The organism is Pseudomonas sp. RU47 (assembly GCF_004011755.1).
GTDB lineage: Bacteria > Pseudomonadota > Gammaproteobacteria > Pseudomonadales > Pseudomonadaceae > Aquipseudomonas.
In genome coordinates, this window is record NZ_CP022411.1 from 1,502,382 (window position 1) to 1,526,188 (window position 23,807).

A 23,807-nucleotide genomic window follows, 5' to 3' on the forward strand; every position below is an offset into this window, starting at 1 on the left:
GCTGTGTCTATCCGCCGAACCGGAGCAGCGATTCGGCCCCTTGTCAGGAGACGTGCGCATGACCAGTACCTTTTTCGTTCCGGCGGTAAATATCATGGGCAACGGTTGCCTTGACGAAGCCATGGTCGCGATCCGCAACTATGGTTTTCGCAAGGCGCTGATCGTCACCGACACCGGGCTGGCCAAGGCTGGCGTGGCCACCATGGTCGCCGAGAAGCTGGCGATGCAGGACATCGATTCGGTGATTTTCGACGGCGCCAAGCCAAACCCGAGCATCGCCAATGTCGAATCGGGTCTGGGGTTGCTCAAGGAAAGTCGCTGCGATTTCGTCGTGTCGCTGGGCGGCGGTTCGCCTCACGATTGCGCCAAAGGCATCGCCCTGTGTGCGACCAACGGCGGACAGATCCGTGATTACGAAGGCATCGATCAATCGAGCAAGCCGCAACTGCCACTGATCGCGATCAACACCACTGCCGGCACCGCCAGCGAGATGACGCGCTTCTGCATCATCACCGACGAATCGCGCCACGTGAAAATGGCCATCGTCGACCGCAATGTCACGCCGCTGTTGTCGGTCAATGACCCGGAATTGATGGTTGCCATGCCCAAAGGCCTGACGGCTGCCACCGGCATGGACGCACTGACCCACGCCATCGAAGCCTACGTCTCGACCGCTGCCAACCCGATCACCGATGCCTGCGCGTTGAAGGCGATGACCCTGATCAGCAACAACCTGCGCCTGGCCGTGCGCGATGGCAGCGACCTCGCCGCGCGGGAAAACATGGCTTACGCGCAGTTCCTCGCCGGCATGGCCTTCAACAACGCGTCCCTCGGTTACGTGCATGCGATGGCGCATCAATTGGGCGGTTTCTACGACCTGCCCCATGGCGTGTGCAATGCCGTGCTGCTGCCCCACGTGCAGACGTTCAATGCGCTGGTCTGTGCCGAGCGGCTGACCGATGTTGCCCACGCCATGGGCGCAGACATTCGTGGCTTCAGCCCCGAAGAGGGCGCCCAGGCGGCGATCAATGCGATCCGCTGCCTGGCCAAAGATGTCGAGATTCCCGGTGGTTTGCGTGAACTCGGCGCCAAGCTCAGTGACATTCCGCTGCTCGCGACCAATGCGTTGAAAGACGCCTGCGGTTTGACCAACCCACGGGCGGCCGATCAGCGCCAGATCGAGGAGATTTTTCGCAATGCGTTTTGAGAGGCCGGTCAGGTTGATTTCTTGACGGTCAGGTTTTGCCCTTGCCCTTGCCCTTGCCCTTGCCTTCAGCTGTCACCGTAAACGTTCGAACACGGACCCAGTCAGACAACTTCCCTTTGATGTTGTGAATGGCGGATATCCGGTTCAGTCCGGGAGGTAAGGGTTTTGTAACCTGAGTACGCCATTGCTTGAGGGGGTCGACGTCGGCTTTGGCAATCATCACGCCGGTGTCCAGATCGATAATGCTAACGAAGCCTTCAGCTTTTGTGACATCTCCCGAAAAGACCGGAACCGTATTCACCTGTGCGTCCTCTTTTGGTTCGGAAACTACCGGGACGTCGATTGCCGGCCGCAGCAGCACGGTATATCTGCGCTCCTCACTCCAGTCTGACTTGATGCCTTCCCATGTCTGGTGGGCGCGAATCTCCTGCTGACCCGGAGACTGGACACCGCTGATGCTAAACGCCCATCGTCCATTTGCGCTGACCTGTCCGTCACCGAGCGAATGCTTGTCTGCAATGCTCCAAACCTGCACTAGAGCACCCGGTATACCGCTGCCGAGAAACAGTGTTGCAACCCCCGTTTCGCTGTCCCTTTCGGGGTACGTGATGGTCGGGGGCGGGACAGGTTGCGTGTCGGGCTTGTCGGGAGTGCTCATTGTGTTTCTCGTTTCAGGCTGATTTGAAACGAAACACTGGCACGGCGTGTCCCGTTTAGAACCTGTAAGAACTACCAGTTTTTTAGCTTTTTTTGCTTGGGCGGTAATTTCTTTTTGTTCTGAAAAACTGTCATTTCTGTCAGTTGTCTGGCGTGGCTGCTTCGGATCGAATGCTCTGATAACGGGGTCGACTCCGATCTCTTCAGGAGCACGCGAACATGCCAGAAGCCACTACACGTAACGCACAACTCGCAGGTGAGCCGGATCAGACGTTTGCCCATTCAGGCCTGCAAACGCTGCAGTTTCCTGGCGCGCGCAAAACCATCGGTAACAGTGTCGCAGTGATGCCCTCGGGTCGGATCATGGTCAGTACAACGGTTATCGACGCATCGGGAGCCTCGAATTACGGACTTGCACGACTGCTCCCTGACGGTCATCTCGACACCGGCTTCGGCCAGGGCGGGTACCTTGGCGGCCAGTTTGCGAATGGTCGGTTATCACAGGGCGGGAGTCTGGTCGTCGATGCGAGCGGTGCATTCTGGTTGAGTGCAGTGCTCGCAAATGCAGCAGGCAAGCTCGAGCAAATCATCGCTCGATTCAAACCCGACGGTACGCTCGATCGTGATTTTGGTGATGAACAGTCGGGCTATCGAGTCGTGCCGATGCGTATTCCCACGCTGAACAATGCCACGGGCGGCCGCTTGATATTGGCCCAATCCACTCCAGCGAAATCGATGCCGGACAGATTGCTTTTCGTCACCTCCCAAGGGGGCAGCGGGTTGTTGGCGCGTTTCTTTCTGGATGGCAGGAATGATGACGATTTCGCTGAAAATGGCTGGATACCTCTGACGCTTCCAAGTGTGGCGATCACGTTGCACGGGGTCACGCAGTTGGACGGTGGGCAGATTCTTGTCCATGGCAAGACCGAAGTGACGAATCAGGGGCTGGTCATGGCTTACGACAGTTCCGGGCAGGTTGCCAAGCCGTTCGGCAAGGACGGTACCCTACTGCTGAAACTGGACAATGCCGGTGTACCGCTTGAAAGCTCGGTGAATCGTATCGTGGTGCAATCGGCGCAGCGCTTGTTATTGATCGGATCTGCCGTCGAGTCTTCCGCCGGGGAGAAACGTCAGCATGGCTTGATCAGCGGGATCAATCTCACTGGCCAGGCTGATCCAGAGTTTAATCTCGGTCTGCCAGTCATTACCCTTGCAAAGCAGCCGCTGGATCTTAAAAGCTGGGGCGCAGGGTTCGCGCTGAATGACTCCCCCGGCCCGAGAATCGTCACGGTCGGACAGACCTCGGAGGGCACACGAGGGTTGCTGACGGCTGGCTTTCTGGCCGATGGCGCAGTGGATCCGTTATTTGATGTCGAGGGTGCAGCCGAGATCCCGTGGATTGCGCAGGATGCCTGTCTGCAGGGGGCGTCAGTGCTGGTGCTGGGGCATAGAAATGAAGCGGCTCACCTGGTGCGATTGCTGACAGCGGCGAGTTGACGGGCGGGTTCATCACATTTTCGGTGTGATTGAAATCCGGGCTATCCTGCCGACTCGGAATAACCCCAGTCAGCGAGCCCTCCATGCTGCAAAAGAGCCTGATCCGCCGCCTCGACCTGATCACCCTGCAACTGTTCGTCGCCGTCCATGAAGAGGGCACGTTGACCCGCGCGGCTTCGCGCGAAGCCATCGCAGTGTCGGCGGCGAGCAAGCGGCTGATGGAGCTGGAAGAGGCGCTCGGGATCAGCCTGTTCGTGCGTCAGGCCAAGGGCATGACGCTGACGCCCGCCGGCGAAACGCTGCTGCACCATGCGCGGCAGATGTTGTTCAACGTCGAGAAAATGGGCCTGGAACTGGGTGAACACAGCCACGGCGTGCGCGGTTATGTGCGCATGCTGGCGAACCTGTCGGCGATCATTCAGTTTCTTCCCGAAGACCTGCGCGACTTCTCCGCGCAGCACCCGCAGGTCAAGACCGACCTTGAAGAGCGACCCAGTGCCGGGGTGATTCAGGGGGTGCTCGATGGCGTGGCGGATCTCGGCATCTGCTCCAACGACAGCGACACCAAAGGTCTGCGCAGCGTGTTGTACCGCGAGGACAAACTGGTGGTGGTCATGCTGCCAGAGCATCCCTTGGCCGCGCGTGAATCGGTGGCGTTCGATGAGACGCTGGACAGCGATTATGTCGGTTTGCACGCCGCCAGCTCGATCAATATGCGCACCCATGCGGCGGCGCGTCAGGCTGGCAAGGTGCTGCGCATTCGCATTCATGTGCCGGGGTTCGACGCGGTGTGCCGGATGGTCCAGGCCAACATGGGCATTGGCATTTTGCCGCAGCGCGCTTATGAATTGTTTGGTCAGGCGCTGGGTTTGCATGCGGTGCCGTTGATGGATGACTGGTCGGATCGTGCGTTGATCGTGGTGGTGCGGGATGAGGCGGGGTTATCGCCGGTGAGTCGGATGCTGTTTGAGCACTTGCGAGGGCAGGGCTCGTGAGATTCCCGGCGGTCTGATTGAGGAGATTGTCCGCAATGCCTTCTAACGCTTGTCGCCCATCGGCGCGAATCGCACGCAGAGCATCGTGCCGACAGCGAGCAAGGTGCACAGCAGCGACAGGCGCCAGGCCTGTGGGCTGGCGATCAGACTGGCCATCGCACCAATGATTGCCGCCATCGATTGATGAATGAACCCGCTCAGTGCCATCGCATAAGCACCGGCAATCGGCGCACCATCGTTGGCACGGGACAGGCTGATCGGGTAGTTCAACGATTGGCCGAACACGGCAACGCAATACGGCAGCCAAAACAGTAATGCGATGGAACTGGCCGTCAGACTGCCCAGCAACATCACGCTGCTACCGGCCAATACCAAACCTGCACCGACCGCCATCAACCACGCCTGACCGGTGCGCAGCACGAAGTGATTGACCGCCAGCGCGCCGAGAAAATAGGCAGCGCTGATGGGCCAGCCGAGCAGTCCGTAATCCACCGACGACCACGCGAATGGCCCCTGCAGAGTCAGTGGCGCCGCAGTGTTGAATGCGATGATCACGCCGTAGCCCAAGCCACCGGCCAGAGCCGGCAGCAGAAACGCCCGGTGCAACAGGATTTGCCGATAAGCCGACCACGATGAGGCGCTGGCCGGTTCGTCAGCCATCGCTGGGAAAGTGACTCGCGCCACAATCAGCGCCATCAACAGGCACGTCACGCCGAGCAGATAGAAGATCGCCTGCCAGCCCAGTGTCACCTCGATCAGCGAGCCCATATATTGGCCGATGCCCAGCGCCACCACGAACGAAATCGAAATCCACGACAACGCCCTGGCCAGCAGATCGCCGCGAAAGCTGTCACGGATCAGCACCCGTGCCATCACTGAAATACCGCTGGCACCGACGCCTTGCATCAGTCGCAGCAGCAAAAACGCTTCAAGCGTCGAACCCGACGGCAACGCCAGATTGGCCACCCCGTAAATAACCAGCGCCGCCAATAACACCGGTTTGCGTCCGATGCGTTGGGCCAGGCTGCCCCAGAACAACATCGGCAGCGCCATGCCGATCAGGTACAGCGACAACCCCCACGACACCTTTGCAGCTTCCGCACCCAGGTGTAGGGCGATCTCCGGTACTGCCGGCAAATAAATACTCATGCCCAACTGGGCGAGAAAAACCGTGCTGCAGGTGATCAGAAGGGTGACGCTGGCGTTCATGACTTGTCCCTGTTTTCAGTCGTCGAAATCGCAACGGTGGGTACGCAACAGTCCGGTGATCAGTTCACAGAAGCGCCGAATCAGCGCCGGCTGCATGTCCGCGCGCAGCGTAATACGGATGGCTGCCTTGCCTTGAGCGACCACCGGGAAAAATACCGCGCTGGTGAAAAATCCCTGTTCGGCCAATTCACTGGCAATACGATTGGCCACGGCAGCCTGTGCGCACTTGATCAACCGAATGGCTATGTTGCTGTGGCACTGATCGGTGCTGATCAGGCTGTCGAAGAGGCGGATGTTAGCCGCAAGATTGCTCTGCAGCGTGACAAACTCGGCGCTGCGATGCAGGCGGATAGACGCTCTGCCGGCACCGATCGCCGCGCAGTTGAGACTCTGCGACCAGTTGCTTGGCCCGCCGTAGCGCTGAACAAGTGTTTTCTGTCGCTCGTTGCCCAGCATCACCAACCCGCCGCTGGCGCCAAACGACTTGGCCAGTGACGCGACGATCAGGCAGTCCTCCTCCAGCGCCGCCATCCGCGGCCGAACAAGTCCGGCGCCATGCTCACCGACAGCGGACAACGCGTGAGAATCATCCAGATAAAGAAACAACCCGTAGCGATCCTTCAAGTACAGCAGACCGTCCATGTTGGCAACGCCGCCCATGCTGTACGCGCCGTCAGCGACATACGCCACGCGGCCGTGTTGCTGGCAGACGCGTTCGAGGAACTCCATGTCGTTGTGCGGCGCAGTCACCACGCGGGTTTCATCGGCGCACGCGGCCTTCAAATGATTCATCGAATAATGCGCGTAACGGTCAAATACCATCACCGGTGGCCGGCCTTCGGTGAAGATGCCGCTGGCCAGTAATGGCAGGATTCCGGCGCTGGCGGCGCTGCAAGACAAGGTGCTCAGGCAGACGGCATCGAACAGTTGCGACAATTCGTTCTCGTATTGCTCGAGAATTGCCAGTTTGCAGCGGTTCTTCGAGTTGGCGACGCGCAGGCTGCCGGTTTCGCGCAACGCGGTGATGGCACCCTCGAGCAGGGCAGGGTGATGATCGAGGCCAAGGTATGAGGTTGTGCAGAAATGATGGAGTTCACGTCCGTACTGATCAAGCAGGTGGTTGGGGCTCTTCACTTCGACATTGAGGCCAGCGACTTTGCCCAGTTCGGCGATGTCCCAATCGTGGTCGGCCAGGGCGATGATTTTGCGGAAATTGGAATACAGATTGGGCGTGTGCAACGGAAGATTCACAGGTGACATTCCTTGAGCGTAGCGATCCGTGGGGTGTTGCAATTTGTGTGTGTTGCCAGACTTTACAGAGCGAAAAGTCCGGCAAAAATCGGCTGTTTCCGCGAATCCTGAGAGGCGACGGAGTTTTGTTTGTAGGGCGAAGCGACGAAAATCTGTCGAGTAATCACCTTTCTGACGTGGGCGAAAAATCGCAATCCTGCCGACACTGACCAACCCCGGTCAGTGAGCCCGACCGGCTGATGACGGACCTGAGTTCAACGAAATCTCGCCCGAGCGTTCGCATTTCGCGAACGCTCATTGCCGAGAGAAGATTGGATTCTTCGTTTGGCGTTCCTCTAGCCTTGGCCACCTATTCCAAGAACAAGAGGTACCCCGCGATGACTGCCCCCTTGAGTGCGATCAAAGTGATCGAGATCGGCACCCTGATCGCCGCGCCGTTTGCCGCGCGCATGCTCGCCGAGTTCGGCGCCGAGGTGATCAAGATCGAAGCCATGGGTCAGGGCGACCCGCTGCGCAAATGGCGCAAGCTGCACGAAGGCACGTCGCTGTGGTGGTACCTGCAATCACGCAACAAGAAATCGCTGGCGCTCAACCTGAAATCCGCCGAAGGCATCGAACTGGTCAAGCAACTGGCCAGCGATGCCGACGTCATCATCGAAAACCTGCGCCCCGGTGCGCTGGAGAAACTTGGCCTGGGCTGGGACGTACTCCACGCGCTGAACCCCAATCTCACCCTCGTGCGCATTTCCGGCTACGGCCAGACCGGTCCGTACCGCGATCGTCCCGGCTTCGGCGCGATCGGCGAAGCGATGGGCGGCATTCGTTACACCACTGGCACTCCCGGTTCACCACCGGCGCGGGTCGGCGTCAGCCTCGGTGATTCGCTGGCCTCGCTGCACGCGGTGATCGGCGCGCTGATGGCGCTGCTGCGGGTCAAGACCGGGCAGGGTGGCGGGCAGGTCGTCGACGTGTCGCTGGCCGAAAGCGTGTTCAACGTCATGGAAAGTCTGGTGCCGGAATACGACATGCTGGGTCATGTCCGTGAGCGCAGCGGCGGCGCCTTGCCGGGGATCGCGCCATCGAATACTTACCTCACGGCGGATGGCGCTTACGTGGTAATTGCCGGCAACAGCGACCCGATCTACAAGCGGCTGATGCGAACTATCGGTCGCGATGACCTGGCTGAGGCAGAGGATTTCGCCCACAACGACGGCCGCGCGGCCAAGAGCGGTTTGCTCGACGCCGCGATCACCCACTGGACCAGCAGCCTGCCGATCGACGATGTGCTCGCCACGCTCGAAGCCGCTGAAGTGCCCGCGGGGCGAATCTATTCGGTGGCCGACATCGTTGCCGATCCGCACTATCAGGCCCGGGACATGTTGCTCAATGCCGAATTGCCCGGCGGTGCAACGGTGAAGATGCCCGGCATCGTCCCGAAACTATCGGAAACCCCCGGCGAGGTGAACTGGTCGGGGCCGAAACTCGGCCAGCACACCGACGGTATTCTCGCCGGCCTCGGTCTGACTGAACTCGACATCGAACGCCTGAAAAGCCAAGGGGTGGTGCAATGATCACCGACTATTCGCAAACCCTGATCGTCCAGGAAGTCTCGCCCCGCGACGGCTTGCAGATCGAACCAACGTGGGTGGAAACCGCTGACAAGATCGCGCTGATCGATCAACTGTCGCTGGCCGGTTTCAGCCGCATCGAAGCCGGCTCGTTCGTCTCACCGAAAGCCATTCCAGCGCTGCGTGACGGCGAGCAGGTCTTCACCGGTATTCAACGACAGCCGGGGGTTATTTACGTCGCGCTGATTCCCAACCTCAAAGGTGCGCAACGTGCATTGGCGGCGGGTGCCGATGAGCTGAATCTGGTGATGTCCGCCAGCCAGACGCACAACATGGCCAACATGCGCATGCGCTGCGAGGATTCGCTGACGGCGTTTGCAGAGATTGTTGCGTTCGCCAGCGGTTCCGGCGTGCGCCTCAATGGCAGCATCGCCACCACGTTCGGTTGCCCGTTCGAAGGCCAGATCGACGAGGATCGCGTACTGCAAATCGTCGATGCTTATCAGGAGCTCGGGATTCAGGGCATTACCCTGGCCGACACCACTGGCATGGCCAATCCGCGTCAGGTCGACCGGTTGGTGCGGCGAGTGTTGCAGCGGGTTTCGGCGGCTGATCTGACCCTGCATTTCCACAACACCCGTGGTTTGGGATTGTGCAATGTGCTGGCGGCTTACGAGGCGGGGGCGCGACGTTTCGATGCGGCGCTTGGCGGTCTCGGTGGCTGTCCGTTTGCGCCGGGCGCGTCGGGCAATATCTGCACTGAAGACCTGGTAAACCTGTGCGATGAGATCGGTATTCACACCGGTATCGACTTGCCGCTGCTGCTGAAACTCTCGCGTGGCTTGCCGGATCTGCTGAGCCACGAAGTCCCCGGCCAACTGGCCAAGGCCGGGCGCAACTGCGACCTGCACCCGATTCCCACCTGACAACACCAATCCCCCTGTAGAAGTGAGCCTGCTCGCGATAGCGGTGTATCAATCACCGCAAATGTTGCCTGACACACCGCTATCGCGAGCAGGCTCACTCCTACAGTTAAAAACGCATACCAGACAACAAAAACAATCGGACGCCCACCGGCAGTCCGTCTGGAGAAAAGCTATGAGCCTCAATGTAATGGAGGCGGGCGCCCGTCCGTCCGTCGATCACGACGCCGAAAAAGCCTTGGTCAGCAAAGTCGCCTGGCGTCTGATGCCGCTGATCATGGTCTGCTACCTGTTCGCTTTTTTCGACCGCATCAACATCAGCTTCGCCAAGTTCCAGTTGCAGACCGATTTGAGCCTGAGCGACACCGCGTACGGCCTCGGCGCCGGGCTGTTCGTCGTCGGTTATGTGCTGTTCGAAGTGCCGAGCAACATGATGCTGTACAAGGTCGGCGCACGGCGCTGGATCGCGCGGATCATGATGTCGTGGGGCGTAGCGACAGCGGCGATGGTGTTCGTCAACAGCGAATGGCAGTTCTATGCGCTGCGCTTTGTGATCGGTGCGATGGAAGCCGGATTTGCCCCGGGCGTGCTGTATTACCTGACGCTGTGGTTTCCGCAGCACTTCCGTGGCCGCATCACCTCAATGCTGTTTCTGGCTTCGGCGTTTGCCGGGCTGGTCGGCGCGCCGTTCTCCGGGCTGGTGCTGGAACACCTCGACGGCGTCCTGCAAATGCGTGGCTGGCACTGGTTGTTCCTGCTCGGCGGTGTGCCGTGCATCGGCCTCGGTTTTCTGGTGCTGATGCTGCTCAAGGATCGCATCGAGGATGCGCACTGGCTGACGGCTGACGAGAAAAAATTGCTCTCCAGCCGCATCGCCCAGCATGAGCCGCACAAGAGCGGCGGTTCGTTGCTTGCAGCATTGAAGATTCCGGGTTTTCTGACCTTGGGCTTGATCTACTTCCTGATTCAGGTGGCGTCTTACGGTTTGAATTTCTGGGCGCCGCAATTGATACGCAGCGCCGGCACCGAGAGCCCGGTGATGATCGGTCTGCTGACGGCCATTCCGTACATTTGCGGGGCGATCAGCATGGTGGTGATCGGGCGTTTGTCAGACGCGACCGGTGAGCGGCGCAAATTTGTCGCCGGGCTGGTCATCGTCGGCGCGATCGGCTTTTTCAGTGCGGGGATTTTCGCCAGCCACACCACGTTTTTGATCGTTGCTCTTGGCTTGCTTGGCGCCGGGATCATCGCCTCGATTCCGAGCTTCTGGACGCTGCCACCGAAGTTGCTGGCCGGGGCGGGCGCTGGTGCGGCGGGCGGGATTGCGGTGATCAACACGCTGGGGCAATTCGGCGGGATCGTCAGCCCGGTGATGGTCGGGCGGATCAAGGACCTGACCGGCAGCACCACGCCGGCGCTGTATGTGATTGGCGTGGCGGCGTTGATCGCTGCGGCACTGTTGCTGTGGGGCTTGCCGCAGAAGTTGCGCACGCTCGACAAGTTCTGAGATTGGCGGCGCCTGCAATGACACTTTCGCGAGCAGGCTCGCTCCCACATTTGAAATGCATTCCCCTGTGGGAGCGAGCCTGCTCGCGAAGACTGACTTCCAGAGACTGATAAATCACGGACTGATTCCATCAGTTAACAGCCACCCCATTTTTCTCAAACACACGAATCAACACCACGCTGGCAATCGCCAACATCGCCCCAACACCCGCAACACCGTCAACGACTTCTCGCTACCAAGCGGGAAATGCACGTTGGTTTACTGATGATTCGGTTGAAAGCGCCGATACAGCAGGGGATAGTGCGCGGCTGAAAAGTGCTCAAGGAGCGGGAAGTGACAGTGAAGTCTGGCTGGATCGGGTGTGCGGCATTGTGCGGCTGGTTGCTGGCGGGGCAGGCATTCGCCGATTGCACACCGGCGCCAACCGCGCATGAGATGGATTTTTCCCTCTGCAAAGACTGGCCGGCGTATCCCGGGCTGACGCTCACCGCTGCTGCCAATTTCTCGCCCGATCCGGTGTATGGCGAGTCAGGGACTGTAGGGCTTTACGATCTGCGTTTGGCCTTGGTGGCGAGTGCAGACTCCAAGCCGTTAGCGAGCTTTTATCAGCCCTCCGCATTCTCTGTGGATGCCATCGCGCTTGATGAACTGAAATTCGATACCGCCCGCTATAAGCTCGCGCCGCAATTGCAGGCCTTTGGCGTGCGAGTACGGTTCAAAGGCTCTTCGCGCGTGAATCCTCTGGATCAAACCTGGTTGTCGCTCTATGTGAAAGACGGCAACGCATTGCGTCCTGTCATGAATCGGCTGGTGGTTTATGAATATGGCGGGGAGTGGGATGGCAATTGTGCGGGAGAGCGCTACGAGACTACGCGAACCGTGGCGCTGGCCAAGACCAGCAGCCATGGCTATGCCGACCTGATGATCAAAACGATCCGTAGCTCCACCGTTGGCGAGGGCGAAGGCGAGGCGTGTGTATCCAATACCGTCACGCAAAAACCGGTCTTGACGACACTTCGCTATGACGGCAAAAACTACGTAATGCCTGAAGATTTCAAAGGCCTCTAAGACCGATGTCTTTTACTCAAGGAAGAATAATGTTCTCGCGTACTACATTGCTGGGCTCGTTCATCGCGATGGGCCTTTTAACGATGACCGCCCAAGCCCAGGCCGCTTGCCAGACCAAAGACTTCGACGGCAAATCCCTGTCGCGCTGCAAAGTCTGGCCCGCCGTGCAGAATCAGGCGATCGCGGTTAAATCGACTTATCTTGCCGACGCCGGCGGCGATGATGCCGGGGTATTCGATCTGGATCTGTCGATCGTCAATGCGAGCACTTACAACCCCATCGTCACTTACCGTAAACCGGGGGCTTACAACTCCGATGCCGTGCGCTTTGAGGATCTGCGGATCGACACCGCCCGTTATCGACTGGCGCCGGAAGTTCGGGCTTTCGGCTTGCGTTCAAAGTTCGCGCACAGTTCCCACGCCATTCCCTACGAGAAAACCGATTTGGCGCTGTATGTTCGCGAAGGCAATGAGTTGCGTCCGGTGCTGGAGGGCTTGGTGGTTGCCAAAAGCAATGGCGAGTTCATGAATGATTGCGAAGGCTACACAAAGACCATTCGCCGAACCGTCGAGATCGGTCCTTCCAGCCATCATGGTCTGGCCGATTTGATCGTCACCACCAGCGGCAGCAAAATGAAAAACACCCAGTCGGGTAAAGAGTGCGTTTCCAATACCACCCGCCTGAAGCAGAAACAGATCACCCTGACCTACGACGGCGAACAATACGCCGTCCCCGAAGACCTCAGAGGTTACTGACCCGATGCTCACCGGCCTCAACCACCTGACACTCGCAGTAAGCGATTTGCACCGCAGCCTTGCGTTCTATCGCGATGTGTTGCAGCTGCGCGTTGAAGCCACGTGGGACGCCGGTGCCTATCTGTCGCTGCCCGGGCTGTGGTTGTGTCTGTCGCTTGATTCAACGCGCTCAAGCGAACCGTGCGCCGATTACACCCATTACGCTTTCAGCCTCACTGCAGCCGATTTCTCAACGTTCGTAGCAAAGCTAAAAGCGGTGAACGTGCAGGAATGGCGGGATAACCGCAGCGAAGGTGCGTCGTTCTATTTTCTCGATCCCGATGGCCACAAGCTCGAAGCGCATGTCGGCGATCTCGCTTCACGATTGGCAGTCTGTCGGCAAAAACCGTACGCCGGCATGCGTTTTTACGACGAGTCATGATCAGACACATTTGTCTGATATAGACTGGCGGCCACGTGTTCTGGCGCTTGCAGGTTTTCCATGACTCCATCGTTGCTAATGGCCGTGCTGGCCTCGGGTTTCATTTATGGCATCACGCCCGGGCCGGGTGTGCTGGCGGTGTTCGGCATCGGCGCAGCCCATGGGCGGCGGGCCGGGGCGGGGTTTCTCTGCGGGCATCTGCTCGGCGATGTGGTCTGGTGCAGCACGGCGCTGATTGCGATTGTCGGCGCCCGGGAAATCGGCAGCACCGCGTTTGATGTGCTCGGTGTGCTCAGCGGCCTGTACCTGTTCTGGCTCGGCTGGCGCGCGGTGCGGGCCCAGCGTCGCAACGGCGACGAACCCCAGGGCGCGGCGCGCAACCCGTTCTGGCACGGCATTCTGTTCGGTTTGACCAATCCCAAGGCTTATCCGGTGGCGGTGGCGACATTCACCGCGCTGTTGTCGAGCCGCGCCGAACTGCTCAACTGGTCGATGCTGCCGGCGCTGATTGCCCTGAGTTTCCTCGGTGGCTTGCTGGCCTACGCTATTCTGATTGGCGTGGTTGGCGCGCAGCGGGTACGCACGCTGTATCAACGCCACGAACTGATGATCACTCGTTTGTGTGGCGTGATGTTTATCGGTTTCGCTATCAACGCGCTGCTGCATGCGCTGCCGGGGCTGATGCCGAACAAGGCTTGAAGGTGTGTGCAGGGATGCGCAATCAAGAGGTCAGGGATGGTTGATCAGTGCTGCATTGTCCGGACACCCACGCTGAACCATGGAAAGCCGAAATTCCGCGCCGTTGGCGAGTTTTATCGATCTGTTGCTGGACGCCGTTTGTGCGGTCGACAAGCAAGGCCGCTTTGTTTTTGTCAGCGCCGCCTGCGAGCGTGTTTTCGGCTATTCGCCTGAAGAGTTGATCGGCCGGCAAATGATCGAGCTGGTGCACCCGGCGGATCGTCAACGCACCCTCGCTGCCGCCAACGAAATCATGGGTGGCGAACCCAAACTCAACTTTGAAAACCGGTACCTGCGCAAGGACGGCAGCGTCGTGCATATCCTCTGGTCGGCGCGCTGGTCGGAAGCCGATCAACTGCGCATCGCCGTGGCGCGCGACATCACCGAGCGCAAACAGGCCGAATCGCGCCAGGCTGCGCTGTATGCGATATCCGAAGCGGCCCATGCCGCGGAAGATTTGCTGGCGTTGTTCAAGCGCATCCACCTGATCATCGGCGAATGGCTGCCAGCAATGAATTTTTCCGTGGCGCTGTACGACGAGCACTGCGCACAACTGAATTTCCCTTATCACGTCGACGATCACGAATTGCAGCCCGAGCAACCGGGCACCGTCACCGGACGGCTGTGCACGGAAGTTATCCGTAGCGGCCAGCCGATTCTTCTTACGCCGGACAGTGCAGACTCCCCGGCTGATTTTGCCGAACTGGTGGCGGGGCAAAACTCGCCGTGCTGGCTCGGCGTGCCGTTGAATTCGAAAAACGGCACCATCGGCGCCTTGATCGTCAAAAGCCTGCCCGGCGGCGAGCGCTACACCGAGCAGGACAAGGAATTGCTGCAATACGTCTGCGCTCAGGTCGCCACGGCCATCGAACGCCAACAATTGCACGCACGGCTGCGGCGTATGGCGCAATACGATCAACTGACGCAGCTGCCCAATCGTGAATTGCTGCGCGATCGCTTGAAGGCTGCGTTGGCCGGCGCTCGCGAGCAATCAGGGCACATGGCCTTGTTGTATGTTGACCTGGACCGCTTCAAACAGGTCAACGACACCTTCGGCCATGGAGTCGGCGACATGCTTCTGCAAACCGTGGCCAACCGCCTAAAAGGCTGCGTGCGGGAAACCGACACCGTGGCCAGAATTGGCGGCGATGAATTTGTAGTGCTGCTGCACAGCGTTCAGGCTTCGGAAGATGCTGACGGCGTGGCGGAAAAAATCCGACAGGTACTGCTGCAGCCGATGCGCCTCGATGGCCACAACCTGCACATCGAACCGAGCATTGGCGTGGCCCGCTATCCAGAGCACGGCAGTGAGGAACAGCAACTGTTTCGCCATGCCGATCAGGCGATGTACGCCGCCAAACGCTTGAACCATCACGCGTTGAATAGTTGAACCGGGGCCGCCGTTCGTCGCGGCGACTGCAACTTTTCTAAACCTTTGCGGCCCGGGAAATTCTCAATCTAGGCGGGCACCTGCTCGCCACGATCATTACCAAGAGGTAGAGAATCATGCCTAATTCAAGAAACTCGAACTCGGGAAACTTCGCCAACGATCGAACCAAGGCCTCTGAAGCAGGTCGCAAAGGTGGGAAAACCACCACAACGACCGTCGACAAAGAGCCAAAACCAGACATGGGCCGCAAGCCCGCTCAGAAATCGAAGTAGTCGGTGAAGGTAGTTTTGATTGAGAGGCGGGGGCGTAAGCTCCCGCTTGAATTTCGCAAGTAAGGAGGGCGCGACCATGAGCCGAATGGCCACCCGTATACGCACCATGAGTTTTGCATCGCTGTTGGGCCTGTGTGCCAGCAGTGCTTTTGCCCAGTCGCCCGCCGATTTCATCAACGATGCCTCCGCCAAAGGCATGGCCGACATCGAAGCCAGTCGTCTGGCCCACAGCAAAGCCGAATCGAAAGAGGTCAAGGATTACACCATTGTCGTCATCAACGACCGCACGACGGCAAACCAGCACTTGGCGAAAATCGCCAAGAAGCTCGACCTGCCGGTCGCGCCGCGTGAGGAACTGGCCGACAAGGCCAAAGAATTGATGCCGCCAGTGACCGATGGCGCTTCCTTCGATCAGGCCTACGCCGCCAGTCAGGTCAAAGCCACTGAAGAGGCCATCGAGCAGATTCAGCAGCAAGCGCAGACCACTGACGTGCCGGAGATCAAGGCGTTTGCCGACGAGACCTTGCCAAAGCTGCAAAGTCATCTGGAGAAGGCTCGCGCCTTACAGGCTAGCCGCTAACGGCACAAGATCGCAGCCTTCGGCAGCTCCTACACGATCCCTTTAGGAGCTGCCGAAGGCTGCGATCTTTTGATTTTAAACTCTCAACACTCATTCAAATCCTGCTTCGACTTGCTCTTCTCGCCCAACCCCTCAAGATTAAAAACCTCACCCTCGCCCAACGAGCGGTAGTGCCTGCGCAACGCCTCCAGCTGCTTCAAGTCCAGCGCCTCCAGCCCGAGCATCGCGTTCTGCGCTTCTTTGGTCACCAAGAGCAATTCATCGATCTTCAAATGGAGAATGTCGGTGTCGCGGTTCTGCGTGTTCTGGATCAGGAACACCATCAGGAACGTGATGATGGTGGTCGAGGTGTTGATGATCAGTTGCCAGGTGTCGTTGTAATCGAAGATCGGCCCGCTCAAACCCCATATCCCGATCAGGATCAATGCGCCCATGAAGGTCTTGGGACTACCGGCCACCATCGCGAGCTTCTGGGAGATTTTTGCGAATTTCATAGCGGTGTTCCTTATTGGGGGAGTGCTTGAAATTCAGACATTGGCGGCGTTATGAAAATTCTACTTACATACATGCCCTTTCGATAAAAACACGGTCGCGCAAAGTCCGCCTGATGGCGAAACTTTCATTGTGTGGGTTTGTGGCTAGTATCAAGTGGCAATCAAATTGCCAGTAGCCCATTACACGGACAGACATCACGCAAGAGGCCACTCATGGAATTCTTCGAAAAGTTAGCCAGCCTAGCCGCCAAAGTACGGTTGCAGAGCGCCGCAATCCAGACGGAAGAGGCAACGAAAAATGCGTTCGTCATGCCATTTATCAGCACGGTGTTGGGCTACGACGTCTTTGACCCGACTGAGGTGACGCCAGAGTTTGTCTGTGACATCGGTACGAAGAAGGGCGAGAAAATTGATTACGCCATCATGAAGGAGGGCGAAGTACAGATTTTGATTGAGTGCAAAAAGATCGGTGAGCCTCTACATATCAATCACGCCTCCCAGTTGTTTCGGTACTTTCACGTCACCAGCGCTCGAATTTCCATCCTCACCAACGGTCAGGTCTACAAGTTTTTTACCGACCTGGATGCGCCGAACAAGATGGATGAAAAGCCCTTTCTGGAGCTGGACCTTCTCGATATCGATGAGTACTCGGTCCCCGAACTGATCAAACTGACGAAGTCGGCTTTTGATGTGGACTCGATCATCAACGCCGCTGGCGAATTGAAATATGTCAGCCAAATCAAAAAGGTTATCGCAGCTCAGGTCAGCAAGCCGGATGATGACTTTGTGAAGGTATTTGCCTCCCGCGTTTACGACGGTGTGATCACTCAAAAAGTACGTGAGCAGTTTCATGAGCTGACGAGAAAAGCCGTTGTGCAGTTCTTGAATGACCAGATCAATGATCGCCTCAAATCGGCAATGAGTGGTGCCATTCAACCAGCATTGGCGTCGTTGCCGTCCACCTCTACCGGGACAGATCCAGTCGATCCACGGGATGAATCAGACGACAAGGTTTTGACCACTCTGGAAGAACTTGAGGGTTACCACATCGTTCGTGCTCTGGTTAGGTCGGTGGTTGATGCCAAGCGAATCGTTCAGCGTGATACGCAGAGTTATTTCGGGATTCTGCTGGATGACAACAATCGCAAACCTATCTGCCGGCTGCATTTCAATCGGTCACAGAAGTACATCGGTATCTTTGATGAGGAAAAAAATGAGACCCGCCATCCGATCAGCTCTGTCGATGACATCTATGAGTATTCGGATCATCTGAAGAAAACGGTTGGCTATTACGACTGAAAATGAAACCGGCCTGAGGGCCGGTTTTTTTTGTCGATTACTTCGTGATTTTCAGTCCTAACGTCCAGTGGAAATAACCCACCACCTCACACTGCTGATTGACCAACATGAAACTCAGTTCGCATTGCACGTCGCCGGGTTTCTTCGGCGTGCAGGTCCAGAAATGGTCATCAGCCTGTCGGCTGCCCGGTGTTGTCGGGTCATCCGGGTTGGGCGCGGGCACGGTCAGGTCGGTATGAATTTGCAAGTCAGGTTCGGAAAGCACGCCGCTGTCAGCCACTTTCATCCGGTACACAACCACACTGTGTTCGGCGATCAGGCTAACGGAGCGGCCGCGAACGTGCAGGTCTCGGCCAATTTCTGAATGGATTATTGGTTTGCTGTCATTTATGACTATTTCTTTCGAGTTATTACCCGTGGCGAAGAAGATAAATCCATCGGTAATGCTCGTCGGCGCGGCGGCGTCCAGACTTGGATCTGGATAACGCTTCAGTACTGATTCGGCATCGACGATCAGCAACACATTGTGTGCGTCAGTGATGGCGGATGAGGGTGACGGGATCGGTTCGCTGGTCATCATGGATTCCTTTCATGATGTTGGCACAAGACGAAAGCCGCTTCGGCCAAGGCAAGACTTCCTGTTCCGGCCGCAGCGGCAGCGGATCGGTTGAGCCCCTTGTCGCCAAAGGGCTCGACACATCATCAGTTATGGATGGAGATGAACGGATCCCACGAGCAGCAGCCGATGATCTGGCAGTTGCGATCGACGATCAGGAAGTGGAAGTGATACGTCACGCGACCACAGTCCAGGGTTTCGGATGACCAATAGTGGTTGTCGACTTTCTGGCAGCTTGGCACGGATGGATTGCTTGTGTTGGGCACAGCAACGCACGCTGTGGCCTTGCGCGGGGAGGGGGGCGAGATCAGGTTCTCTCCGGCGTTGGGGATGAATTTGTAGAAAATCACCGCCTGTTCGAAGCTCTGCGACAGGCTGGTTTCGCGCCAGCGAATCAGATCGCCGACCTGAGCCTTGAGGTCCAGTTCGCCACCGGCCTGGCCACTGACGACGTTGTCCTGATTGGTGACCATGTACACATGTTTCCAATCGATCAGCGTGGGGTTCTTCGGATCCTTGCTGATGTTTGGATACTTTTTCAGAATGGTTTCGGTGTCGATGGAAACCAGAATATCCGTCACTCGAGACATGGTGATGCTCCTTTTTCATAGTGAACGTCGGACTGCAATCCAGGCACGACGACGCTTGCTTGCCGTATGGCTTTTGCCAGCACACTACTGGGGGGAACCCACTGATCACGAGAAATGAACAGGCCGTGCTCCTTGCACGAAATCAACTGATTCGGGTTCCTTCCGATTGCCGCTCCTTGACTATAGGTACGTTTTTTAAGCTGTCAAAATCGCTTTTGTCTGGCTCGACGGACGGTCATTCAATGCATGAGAACCAACTTATTGGCGATAAGCCGACGGGGTGTTCAGACACCCTTTGCAATTCAGTCGCTCTGGAACTGTTTGCTGTGCGGCCTGTATCGTGACGCACCGCTGGTACGCCCCCCGACAGGAGAACGCAATGAGTTGGTCCGCCAAACAATACGTCGCTTTCGAAGATGAACGCACCCGCCCGGCCCGCGATCTGCTGGCGGCGATTCCCACGTCTGAAGCGCGAACAGTGGTCGATATCGGTTGTGGTCCCGGTAACTCGACTGAGTTGTTGGTGCAGCGTTTTCCCGGTGCGAAGGTCAGCGGGCTGGACAGCTCGGCAGACATGATCGACGCGGCTCGCAGGCGCTTGCCGGATTTGCGCTTCGATGTCGCCGAAATTGATAAATGGGCCGATTCAGGGCCGTTTGATGTGATCTTCGCTAATGCCGTATTGCAATGGGTGCCGGATCACGCGACGTTGTTGTCGGCGTTGGCCAGCAAGTTGTCGGCCGGTGGCAGCCTGGCGATCCAGATGCCGGATAACCTCAATGAACCCTCCCACCGTTTGATGCGTGAAGTCGCTGCTGATGGTCCGTGGGCGAGCAAGCTTTCAGGCGCTGCGGGGCAACGTACCGACATGGCGAGCGCCAGTAATTATTTCTCGATGCTGCGGCCACACTGTGCGCGGGTCGATGTGTGGCGTACGACCTATCACCATCAGTTGTCTGGCGGGGCGGCGGGAGTGGTGGAATGGTTCAAGGGGAGCGGGTTGATTCCGTTTTTGAATCCGCTGACCGAGGCGGAAAAGGCGCAGTACCTGAAGCAGTATCTGGCGGAGGTTGAGAAGGCTTATCCGGCACTGGCGGATGGCTCGGTGTTGTTACCATTCCCACGGTTGTTTATCGTCGCGACTCGCTGAAATAAATTGGACCCCTCACCCCAGCCCTCTCCCGAGGGAGAGGGAGCCGATTGGTGCTGCTTGCAAAACCTGAGTTCGCCTCGATTTCGCACGTCGGCGTAACCCTAGAGAACAACTCGGTAAGTCCCCTCTCCCTCTGGGAGAGGGTTAGGGTGAGGGCTTCTCAAGCTGCAAACCCGCTCAGCGCTGCACCACCACCAACATCATCATCGGCCGCTCCCGCTCTTCCGCCAGCGCCGGTTGCGCCGCCACCTCCGCTTCGCTCGGCCCCCATTCATTGACATGACGAATCGTAAACCCCGCATCGATCAGCGAATTGAGCAATGTCCCGACCGTACGATGCTGCTTGATCACGCCCTCAGCCAACCAGTTCGTAACCCGCTCACCCTCCAACTGATAGCTGTCCAGCGGCCAACGCTTGTTACCCTCGCTATCTACCAACCAGCCCGGATTACGCGGTGCCATAAAGATCGGATGCTCAATGGAAAACACAAAGTGCGAACCCGGTTTCAGCGCCGTGTACAGGCGCGCAAACAACCCCGGCAGATCCTTGATGTAATGCAGCGCCAACGAGCTGTAAGCCAGATCAAAACTGCAGGCGGGCAGGTCGAGCTGTTCCAGATCGGCGCGCTCATAGCGAATATTCGCCGCCGTCGTGGTCTCCCGCGCCCGCTCCAGCATCTTCTCCGAGACATCAAGCCCCAAGACACTGGCCGCACCATTCTCAATGGCCCAGCGACTGAACCAGCCATAACCGCAGCCCAGATCCACCACGTTCAGGCCGTGCATGGAGGGCAACAGCGCCTTGAGCGCTGGCCACTCCGGCGCCGCGTCGAGACCGCCGATTGAACGGTTCATCTGGCTGTAGCCCTGGAAAAACTCGGGATCGTCGTAAATGTTTTGCGTCATGGTGAAGGCTCTTTTGAGTTCGGTCGTCAGCGGCAAAGTGGCCGCGATTGGAATCCCTCGAAAGTGATGGCGCGTATTCGTCGATGGCCGCGCAGGGGGGAGGGTGGTGGGTGATGGGGAAATGCTAGTCGGTTGGGCGGGAGGTGAAAACCGGTGGAGTGTTGTGGATCTGTAATGTCGGGGAAATCGCTATGTTTTATCGCCGCGTAAACGTCTTCCGAGCGAAGTGTTTAAAGGTGTGCAGTGTTACGTCCTGAAGCCTACAAATCCTTGCGCCGTTGCCTACCGCTACGCCAGAATCCGCCGGCTTGTGCGCTTTAGGGGCGGTCGGTAACTTGGTTCGCATCACTGATTTCCAGTGATCGGGTTTAGTAGCCCGGCATCCTCAATCTAAATAGCTGCATGAGTACCACTCAGTCAGGCGAATGCTTGCACCTGATGGTGGCTGTGCGCATGGCGCCCTCGGGTGCGCCGGATTTGGATTGGGGTCCGGTCTACTAACTTGCGCACAGCTGCCACCCATCCGTTTAGTAGCGAGATCGGTTGCGGCCTTACTAAAAGGTCTCAATCCAATGTTCAAAGTTACGCCCAATCCGCCGGAAACCGATCCGGCATCCCCCTACGAATCACCCAACTCAAAGAAATTTCACGAAGCCGCCGAACGCGCCCTCGACCACTATCTCAGCCCGACCGCGCAGATCATGGGTTCCACCCGCGAACCCGAACCGATGTTCCTCGCCAACCCTAAGTACGACACCGAATCGCTACTGGCCAACGCCAGTGAAACCCTCGGCTCGGCCACCACCCTGCTCAACAACTTCGCCGCGCTGCTGGACACCTCACACCGCAAGACCGCACTCGGTATCGCGCAGGTTGTGATGTTGGGTGAATTGGCGGTGAATCAGGCCCTGGATCAGGTTGTGCCAGCGGGTTAACCCGATCGCTTTAAGAAGCCAAAGAAACCGGCCAATTAGTGCCGGTTTCTCGAGACTGCTACTTGGCAGTACGAATTCAGGCAAGTAGCCCGATGTTTTGGTCGATGCGTTGTTGAATGGTGCGCAAGGTTTCCTGGGTGATCACACCCGGATACAAACTTTCAGCCATGGCTGAGAATCGGCTAGCTACCTCGCAAAATCTGTCAATGATGTCGGCGGCCGTAGCGGCGTTTACTTCAGCCTCCACTGCAAGGTTGAGCAGGTTTTCTCTTCCAATTTCCAAGGCTTCACCCATCACGTCCATCTGGTGATAGCCTCCCGGCCCCTCGCAGAACGTGACGTCATAGGCCGGCGCTAATTTCCAGTCTCCGCCAGGCGACATGATGTAAGCAAAGTTCTTCGGATGGTCGTCTCGGTTGTTGAATGCGACATTGAAGACGATCCGCTCAAACGCTACGGCTTTCTCTCGTACGTCATTGCTGCACTTATGAGTCGCACGCAGGAAGTTGACGTAGTCCAGCGCCCCGGGGGATCTGAAATCCGCACCGGTAAAGGCTGCAAGACTCTGCATGGGCACCCGTAAGTCGTTTTGTCGGTCAAAGCGTTTGGTGGCAAAAGCGGCCATTCCCTCAGACAGGCTGAAATAACGAGTGTCGGGAGTCTGGATACCGCACAAGCGTAAACATTCGGCATAGACCATTTCGATGGCGCACACCTCGGGATGTTCTTGCTGAGCCGGAAACTTCACCAACCAGGCTTCGAAACCGGGAGTGGCAGCCGTAGTAAAGGCGTCAGTGTGCGGATCGCGATACACCAGCGCTTTGGGTCGGGCGCCCTGTGGAGAGCCTCCGACCAGTAGCAGTTTCTGGAGAAGCTCTCCACCTTTACCTTTGAGTACCTCCTGCACTTCGGATGCGAGCAACTCGATGGGAGCATGCATTTGCGGTTCCAGCGCCTCGGGTGCAACAGGTTCAAACGACATGGCCCCCATGGCATTGTTGCCAATGTAGGCTAGCCGCTCCAAAGGGCCTATTCGCGCGGGGTTGAGGCCTCGACGTTTGAACAATCGGTCCATCAGTAACATGCCCCAGCCATCCGGCAGCGAGTCATAAACCGGCCCAGGCAGTCCCAACTGATGTGACGGGAAATCCCGGTTTAACCTGGCTCCCTGTAATGGAAGCCTCAAGGAGGAGAGTTCCAGCCCTCTGTTTTTTGCCTCATCGCTGTACTCAAACATGACCTGCGGGCGACCGGTCAGGGCTTTCGTCGTAGCAAGTGTGCCCCACCGCCAACGTTCACCCCAGCCCGCGTAGTAGACGTCAACTTGTTCAAGCATTGTCGGCTTTCCTTTTGATGCGATGACGCTTGGCCGTCTTTTCGTAGCGAATGATATCGTCAAGAGTTTCGAGCCTTGGCAGAAACAATCCTTCGAGCTCCTTTTCGCGTCCGAGAACCATCGCCACTCGCACCATGTTGTCGAAACTCACATTACGACCGGCTTCAAGGTTTGACACCGTATTCGTCGCAATGCCCGCGCGAGCGGCCACGTCTGCTTGTGTCATCTCCAAGGCCAATCGTTCTGTGCGCAGGCGTTGGCAAGTCCGTTTGACGATCTCGCTCGCGGTAGTGAGGCTTGAATCCAGCATGTCGTGTGTACCGTCGGCGTTCATTTTTGATTGTCAGTACACAATATACTGTGGATTAAACCTAAAAATATCATTTAACTCACAAGAAAATGTAATTAGGTTTAATGGGTAGGATAGGCCAGCACGGGTT

25 protein-coding genes are annotated in these 23,807 nt (G+C 57.8%); 16 read left to right on the top strand and 9 right to left on the bottom strand.

The annotated features are described in order from the left end of the window. The first annotated feature begins 58 nt into the window (after positions 1-58). A complete protein-coding gene (gene yiaY / locus CCX46_RS06830) occupies positions 59-1,207 on the top strand; it encodes an L-threonine dehydrogenase (protein WP_127926156.1) in 1,149 nt (382 codons plus the stop codon). A 28-nt stretch (positions 1,208-1,235) separates the two neighbouring features. On the opposite strand, the gene CCX46_RS06835 is transcribed toward yiaY, so the two are convergent. Beyond that, positions 1,236-1,865 (bottom strand): hypothetical protein, encoded by a 630-nt coding sequence (locus CCX46_RS06835; protein WP_127926157.1) that lies wholly within the window; start codon positions 1,863-1,865, stop codon positions 1,236-1,238. A 218-nt stretch (positions 1,866-2,083) separates the two neighbouring features. Between CCX46_RS06835 and CCX46_RS06840 the strand changes: the two genes are divergently transcribed. Beyond that, on the top strand, positions 2,084-3,361 hold the full coding sequence (locus CCX46_RS06840) for a hypothetical protein (protein WP_127926158.1): 1,278 nt from the start codon (positions 2,084-2,086) through the stop codon (positions 3,359-3,361). 83 nt (positions 3,362-3,444) lie between these two features. Further along, on the top strand, positions 3,445-4,356 hold the full coding sequence (locus CCX46_RS06845) for a LysR family transcriptional regulator (protein ID WP_127926159.1): 912 nt from the start codon (positions 3,445-3,447) through the stop codon (positions 4,354-4,356). Positions 4,357-4,398: 42 nt separating this feature from the next. On the opposite strand, the gene CCX46_RS06850 is transcribed toward CCX46_RS06845, so the two are convergent. Together CCX46_RS06850 and CCX46_RS06855 are read right to left on the bottom strand one after the other, a co-directional pair. Further along, positions 4,399-5,565 carry an MFS transporter gene (locus tag CCX46_RS06850; protein ID WP_127926160.1) on the bottom strand — a complete coding sequence of 389 codons (1,167 nt, stop codon included), beginning with the start codon at positions 5,563-5,565 and terminating at the stop codon, positions 4,399-4,401. A 15-nt stretch (positions 5,566-5,580) separates the two neighbouring features. After that, positions 5,581-6,816 (bottom strand): aminotransferase class I/II-fold pyridoxal phosphate-dependent enzyme, encoded by a 1,236-nt coding sequence (locus CCX46_RS06855; protein ID WP_238704382.1) that lies wholly within the window; start codon positions 6,814-6,816, stop codon positions 5,581-5,583. A gap of 377 nt (positions 6,817-7,193) precedes the next feature. Here CCX46_RS06855 and CCX46_RS06860 point away from each other — a divergent pair, with 377 nt between their 5' ends. The 10 genes from CCX46_RS06860 to CCX46_RS06905 all read left to right on the top strand — a co-directional run bounded on the left by CCX46_RS06860 (position 7,194) and on the right by CCX46_RS06905 (position 16,038). Then, on the top strand, positions 7,194-8,387 hold the full coding sequence (locus CCX46_RS06860) for a CaiB/BaiF CoA transferase family protein (protein WP_127926162.1): 1,194 nt from the start codon (positions 7,194-7,196) through the stop codon (positions 8,385-8,387). Further along, positions 8,384-9,310, top strand: coding sequence for a hydroxymethylglutaryl-CoA lyase (locus tag CCX46_RS06865; RefSeq protein ID WP_127926163.1), 927 nt, complete (start codon positions 8,384-8,386; stop codon positions 9,308-9,310). Before CCX46_RS06860 ends, CCX46_RS06865 begins: the two co-directional genes overlap by 4 nt. 172 nt (positions 9,311-9,482) lie before the next feature. After that, positions 9,483-10,814 carry an MFS transporter gene (locus CCX46_RS06870; RefSeq protein WP_127926164.1) on the top strand — a complete coding sequence of 444 codons (1,332 nt, stop codon included), beginning with the start codon at positions 9,483-9,485 and terminating at the stop codon, positions 10,812-10,814. Positions 10,815-11,147: 333 nt separating this feature from the next. Then, positions 11,148-11,882 carry a hypothetical protein gene (locus CCX46_RS06875; RefSeq protein ID WP_127930361.1) on the top strand — a complete coding sequence of 245 codons (735 nt, stop codon included), beginning with the start codon at positions 11,148-11,150 and terminating at the stop codon, positions 11,880-11,882. 29 nt (positions 11,883-11,911) lie between these two features. Next, positions 11,912-12,637 (top strand): hypothetical protein, encoded by a 726-nt coding sequence (locus CCX46_RS06880; protein WP_127926165.1) that lies wholly within the window; start codon positions 11,912-11,914, stop codon positions 12,635-12,637. Between the two features lie 4 nt (positions 12,638-12,641). Further along, complete coding sequence (gene fos / locus CCX46_RS06885) at positions 12,642-13,058, top strand: fosfomycin resistance glutathione transferase (RefSeq protein WP_127926166.1); 417 nt, start codon at positions 12,642-12,644, stop codon at positions 13,056-13,058. Between the two features lie 60 nt (positions 13,059-13,118). Beyond that, positions 13,119-13,757 (top strand): LysE family translocator, encoded by a 639-nt coding sequence (locus tag CCX46_RS06890; RefSeq protein ID WP_127926167.1) that lies wholly within the window; start codon positions 13,119-13,121, stop codon positions 13,755-13,757. Between the two features lie 79 nt (positions 13,758-13,836). After that, positions 13,837-15,186 carry a sensor domain-containing protein gene (locus CCX46_RS06895; RefSeq protein ID WP_127926168.1) on the top strand — a complete coding sequence of 450 codons (1,350 nt, stop codon included), beginning with the start codon at positions 13,837-13,839 and terminating at the stop codon, positions 15,184-15,186. A 116-nt stretch (positions 15,187-15,302) separates the two neighbouring features. After that, a complete protein-coding gene (locus CCX46_RS06900; protein ID WP_007911485.1) occupies positions 15,303-15,458 on the top strand; it encodes a KGG domain-containing protein in 156 nt (51 codons plus the stop codon). Between the two features lie 76 nt (positions 15,459-15,534). After that, positions 15,535-16,038 (top strand): DUF4142 domain-containing protein, encoded by a 504-nt coding sequence (locus tag CCX46_RS06905; protein ID WP_127926169.1) that lies wholly within the window; start codon positions 15,535-15,537, stop codon positions 16,036-16,038. 83 nt (positions 16,039-16,121) lie between these two features. Here the strand turns inward: CCX46_RS06905 and CCX46_RS06910 are convergent, their stop codons facing one another. Further along, on the bottom strand, positions 16,122-16,532 hold the full coding sequence (locus CCX46_RS06910) for a low affinity iron permease family protein (protein WP_102900234.1): 411 nt from the start codon (positions 16,530-16,532) through the stop codon (positions 16,122-16,124). 213 nt (positions 16,533-16,745) lie between these two features. Here CCX46_RS06910 and CCX46_RS06915 point away from each other — a divergent pair, with 213 nt between their 5' ends. Further along, the gene (locus tag CCX46_RS06915; RefSeq protein WP_077571499.1) at positions 16,746-17,831 is read left to right on the top strand and encodes a type I restriction endonuclease; all 1,086 of its coding nucleotides are present in this window, start codon (positions 16,746-16,748) and stop codon (positions 17,829-17,831) included. A gap of 37 nt (positions 17,832-17,868) precedes the next feature. Here the strand turns inward: CCX46_RS06915 and CCX46_RS06920 are convergent, their stop codons facing one another. Together CCX46_RS06920 and CCX46_RS06925 are read right to left on the bottom strand one after the other, a co-directional pair. Beyond that, a complete protein-coding gene (locus tag CCX46_RS06920; protein WP_127926170.1) occupies positions 17,869-18,408 on the bottom strand; it encodes an AidA/PixA family protein in 540 nt (179 codons plus the stop codon). A 125-nt stretch (positions 18,409-18,533) separates the two neighbouring features. Beyond that, a complete protein-coding gene (locus CCX46_RS06925; RefSeq protein ID WP_016982769.1) occupies positions 18,534-19,037 on the bottom strand; it encodes an inclusion body family protein in 504 nt (167 codons plus the stop codon). Between the two features lie 379 nt (positions 19,038-19,416). Between CCX46_RS06925 and tam the strand changes: the two genes are divergently transcribed. Then, positions 19,417-20,187, top strand: a complete 771-nt coding sequence (gene tam, locus CCX46_RS06930) for a trans-aconitate 2-methyltransferase (protein WP_127926171.1) — start codon at positions 19,417-19,419, stop codon at positions 20,185-20,187. 180 nt (positions 20,188-20,367) lie between these two features. On the opposite strand, the gene CCX46_RS06935 is transcribed toward tam, so the two are convergent. Then, on the bottom strand, positions 20,368-21,096 hold the full coding sequence (locus CCX46_RS06935) for a class I SAM-dependent methyltransferase (protein ID WP_127926172.1): 729 nt from the start codon (positions 21,094-21,096) through the stop codon (positions 20,368-20,370). Positions 21,097-21,668: 572 nt separating this feature from the next. Here CCX46_RS06935 and CCX46_RS06940 point away from each other — a divergent pair. Further along, positions 21,669-22,031, top strand: coding sequence for a DUF6124 family protein (locus CCX46_RS06940; RefSeq protein ID WP_127926173.1), 363 nt, complete (start codon positions 21,669-21,671; stop codon positions 22,029-22,031). A 76-nt stretch (positions 22,032-22,107) separates the two neighbouring features. Here CCX46_RS06940 and CCX46_RS06945 read toward each other — a convergent pair whose 3' ends face one another. Both CCX46_RS06945 and CCX46_RS06950 read right to left on the bottom strand, forming a co-directional pair. Next, complete coding sequence (locus CCX46_RS06945; RefSeq protein WP_127926174.1) at positions 22,108-23,367, bottom strand: type II toxin-antitoxin system HipA family toxin; 1,260 nt, start codon at positions 23,365-23,367, stop codon at positions 22,108-22,110. Continuing rightward, positions 23,360-23,677, bottom strand: coding sequence for a helix-turn-helix domain-containing protein (locus CCX46_RS06950; RefSeq protein ID WP_127930362.1), 318 nt, complete (start codon positions 23,675-23,677; stop codon positions 23,360-23,362). Before CCX46_RS06950 ends, CCX46_RS06945 begins: the two co-directional genes overlap by 8 nt. Between the last annotated feature and the right edge of the window lie 130 nt (positions 23,678-23,807).

Excerpts from the sequence above, each read along its gene's own strand:
- yiaY (WP_127926156.1), top strand. The coding sequence starts at position 59 with ATGACCAGTACCTTTTTCGTTCCGGCGGTAAATATCATGGGCAACGGT.
- CCX46_RS06835 (WP_127926157.1), bottom strand. The coding sequence starts at position 1,865 with ATGAGCACTCCCGACAAGCCCGACACGCAACCTGTCCCGCCCCCGACC.
- CCX46_RS06840 (WP_127926158.1), top strand. The coding sequence starts at position 2,084 with ATGCCAGAAGCCACTACACGTAACGCACAACTCGCAGGTGAGCCGGAT.
- CCX46_RS06845 (WP_127926159.1), top strand. The coding sequence starts at position 3,445 with ATGCTGCAAAAGAGCCTGATCCGCCGCCTCGACCTGATCACCCTGCAA.
- CCX46_RS06850 (WP_127926160.1), bottom strand. The coding sequence starts at position 5,565 with ATGAACGCCAGCGTCACCCTTCTGATCACCTGCAGCACGGTTTTTCTC.
- CCX46_RS06860 (WP_127926162.1), top strand. The coding sequence starts at position 7,194 with ATGACTGCCCCCTTGAGTGCGATCAAAGTGATCGAGATCGGCACCCTG.
- CCX46_RS06865 (WP_127926163.1), top strand. The coding sequence starts at position 8,384 with ATGATCACCGACTATTCGCAAACCCTGATCGTCCAGGAAGTCTCGCCC.
- CCX46_RS06870 (WP_127926164.1), top strand. The coding sequence starts at position 9,483 with ATGAGCCTCAATGTAATGGAGGCGGGCGCCCGTCCGTCCGTCGATCAC.
- CCX46_RS06880 (WP_127926165.1), top strand. The coding sequence starts at position 11,912 with ATGTTCTCGCGTACTACATTGCTGGGCTCGTTCATCGCGATGGGCCTT.
- fos (WP_127926166.1), top strand. The coding sequence starts at position 12,642 with ATGCTCACCGGCCTCAACCACCTGACACTCGCAGTAAGCGATTTGCAC.
- CCX46_RS06890 (WP_127926167.1), top strand. The coding sequence starts at position 13,119 with ATGACTCCATCGTTGCTAATGGCCGTGCTGGCCTCGGGTTTCATTTAT.
- CCX46_RS06895 (WP_127926168.1), top strand. The coding sequence starts at position 13,837 with ATGGAAAGCCGAAATTCCGCGCCGTTGGCGAGTTTTATCGATCTGTTG.
- CCX46_RS06900 (WP_007911485.1), top strand. The coding sequence starts at position 15,303 with ATGCCTAATTCAAGAAACTCGAACTCGGGAAACTTCGCCAACGATCGA.
- CCX46_RS06905 (WP_127926169.1), top strand. The coding sequence starts at position 15,535 with ATGAGCCGAATGGCCACCCGTATACGCACCATGAGTTTTGCATCGCTG.
- CCX46_RS06910 (WP_102900234.1), bottom strand. The coding sequence starts at position 16,532 with ATGAAATTCGCAAAAATCTCCCAGAAGCTCGCGATGGTGGCCGGTAGT.
- CCX46_RS06915 (WP_077571499.1), top strand. The coding sequence starts at position 16,746 with ATGGAATTCTTCGAAAAGTTAGCCAGCCTAGCCGCCAAAGTACGGTTG.
- CCX46_RS06920 (WP_127926170.1), bottom strand. The coding sequence starts at position 18,408 with ATGACCAGCGAACCGATCCCGTCACCCTCATCCGCCATCACTGACGCA.
- CCX46_RS06925 (WP_016982769.1), bottom strand. The coding sequence starts at position 19,037 with ATGTCTCGAGTGACGGATATTCTGGTTTCCATCGACACCGAAACCATT.
- tam (WP_127926171.1), top strand. The coding sequence starts at position 19,417 with ATGAGTTGGTCCGCCAAACAATACGTCGCTTTCGAAGATGAACGCACC.
- CCX46_RS06935 (WP_127926172.1), bottom strand. The coding sequence starts at position 21,096 with ATGACGCAAAACATTTACGACGATCCCGAGTTTTTCCAGGGCTACAGC.
- CCX46_RS06940 (WP_127926173.1), top strand. The coding sequence starts at position 21,669 with ATGTTCAAAGTTACGCCCAATCCGCCGGAAACCGATCCGGCATCCCCC.
- CCX46_RS06945 (WP_127926174.1), bottom strand. The coding sequence starts at position 23,367 with ATGCTTGAACAAGTTGACGTCTACTACGCGGGCTGGGGTGAACGTTGG.
- CCX46_RS06950 (WP_127930362.1), bottom strand. The coding sequence starts at position 23,677 with ATGCTGGATTCAAGCCTCACTACCGCGAGCGAGATCGTCAAACGGACT.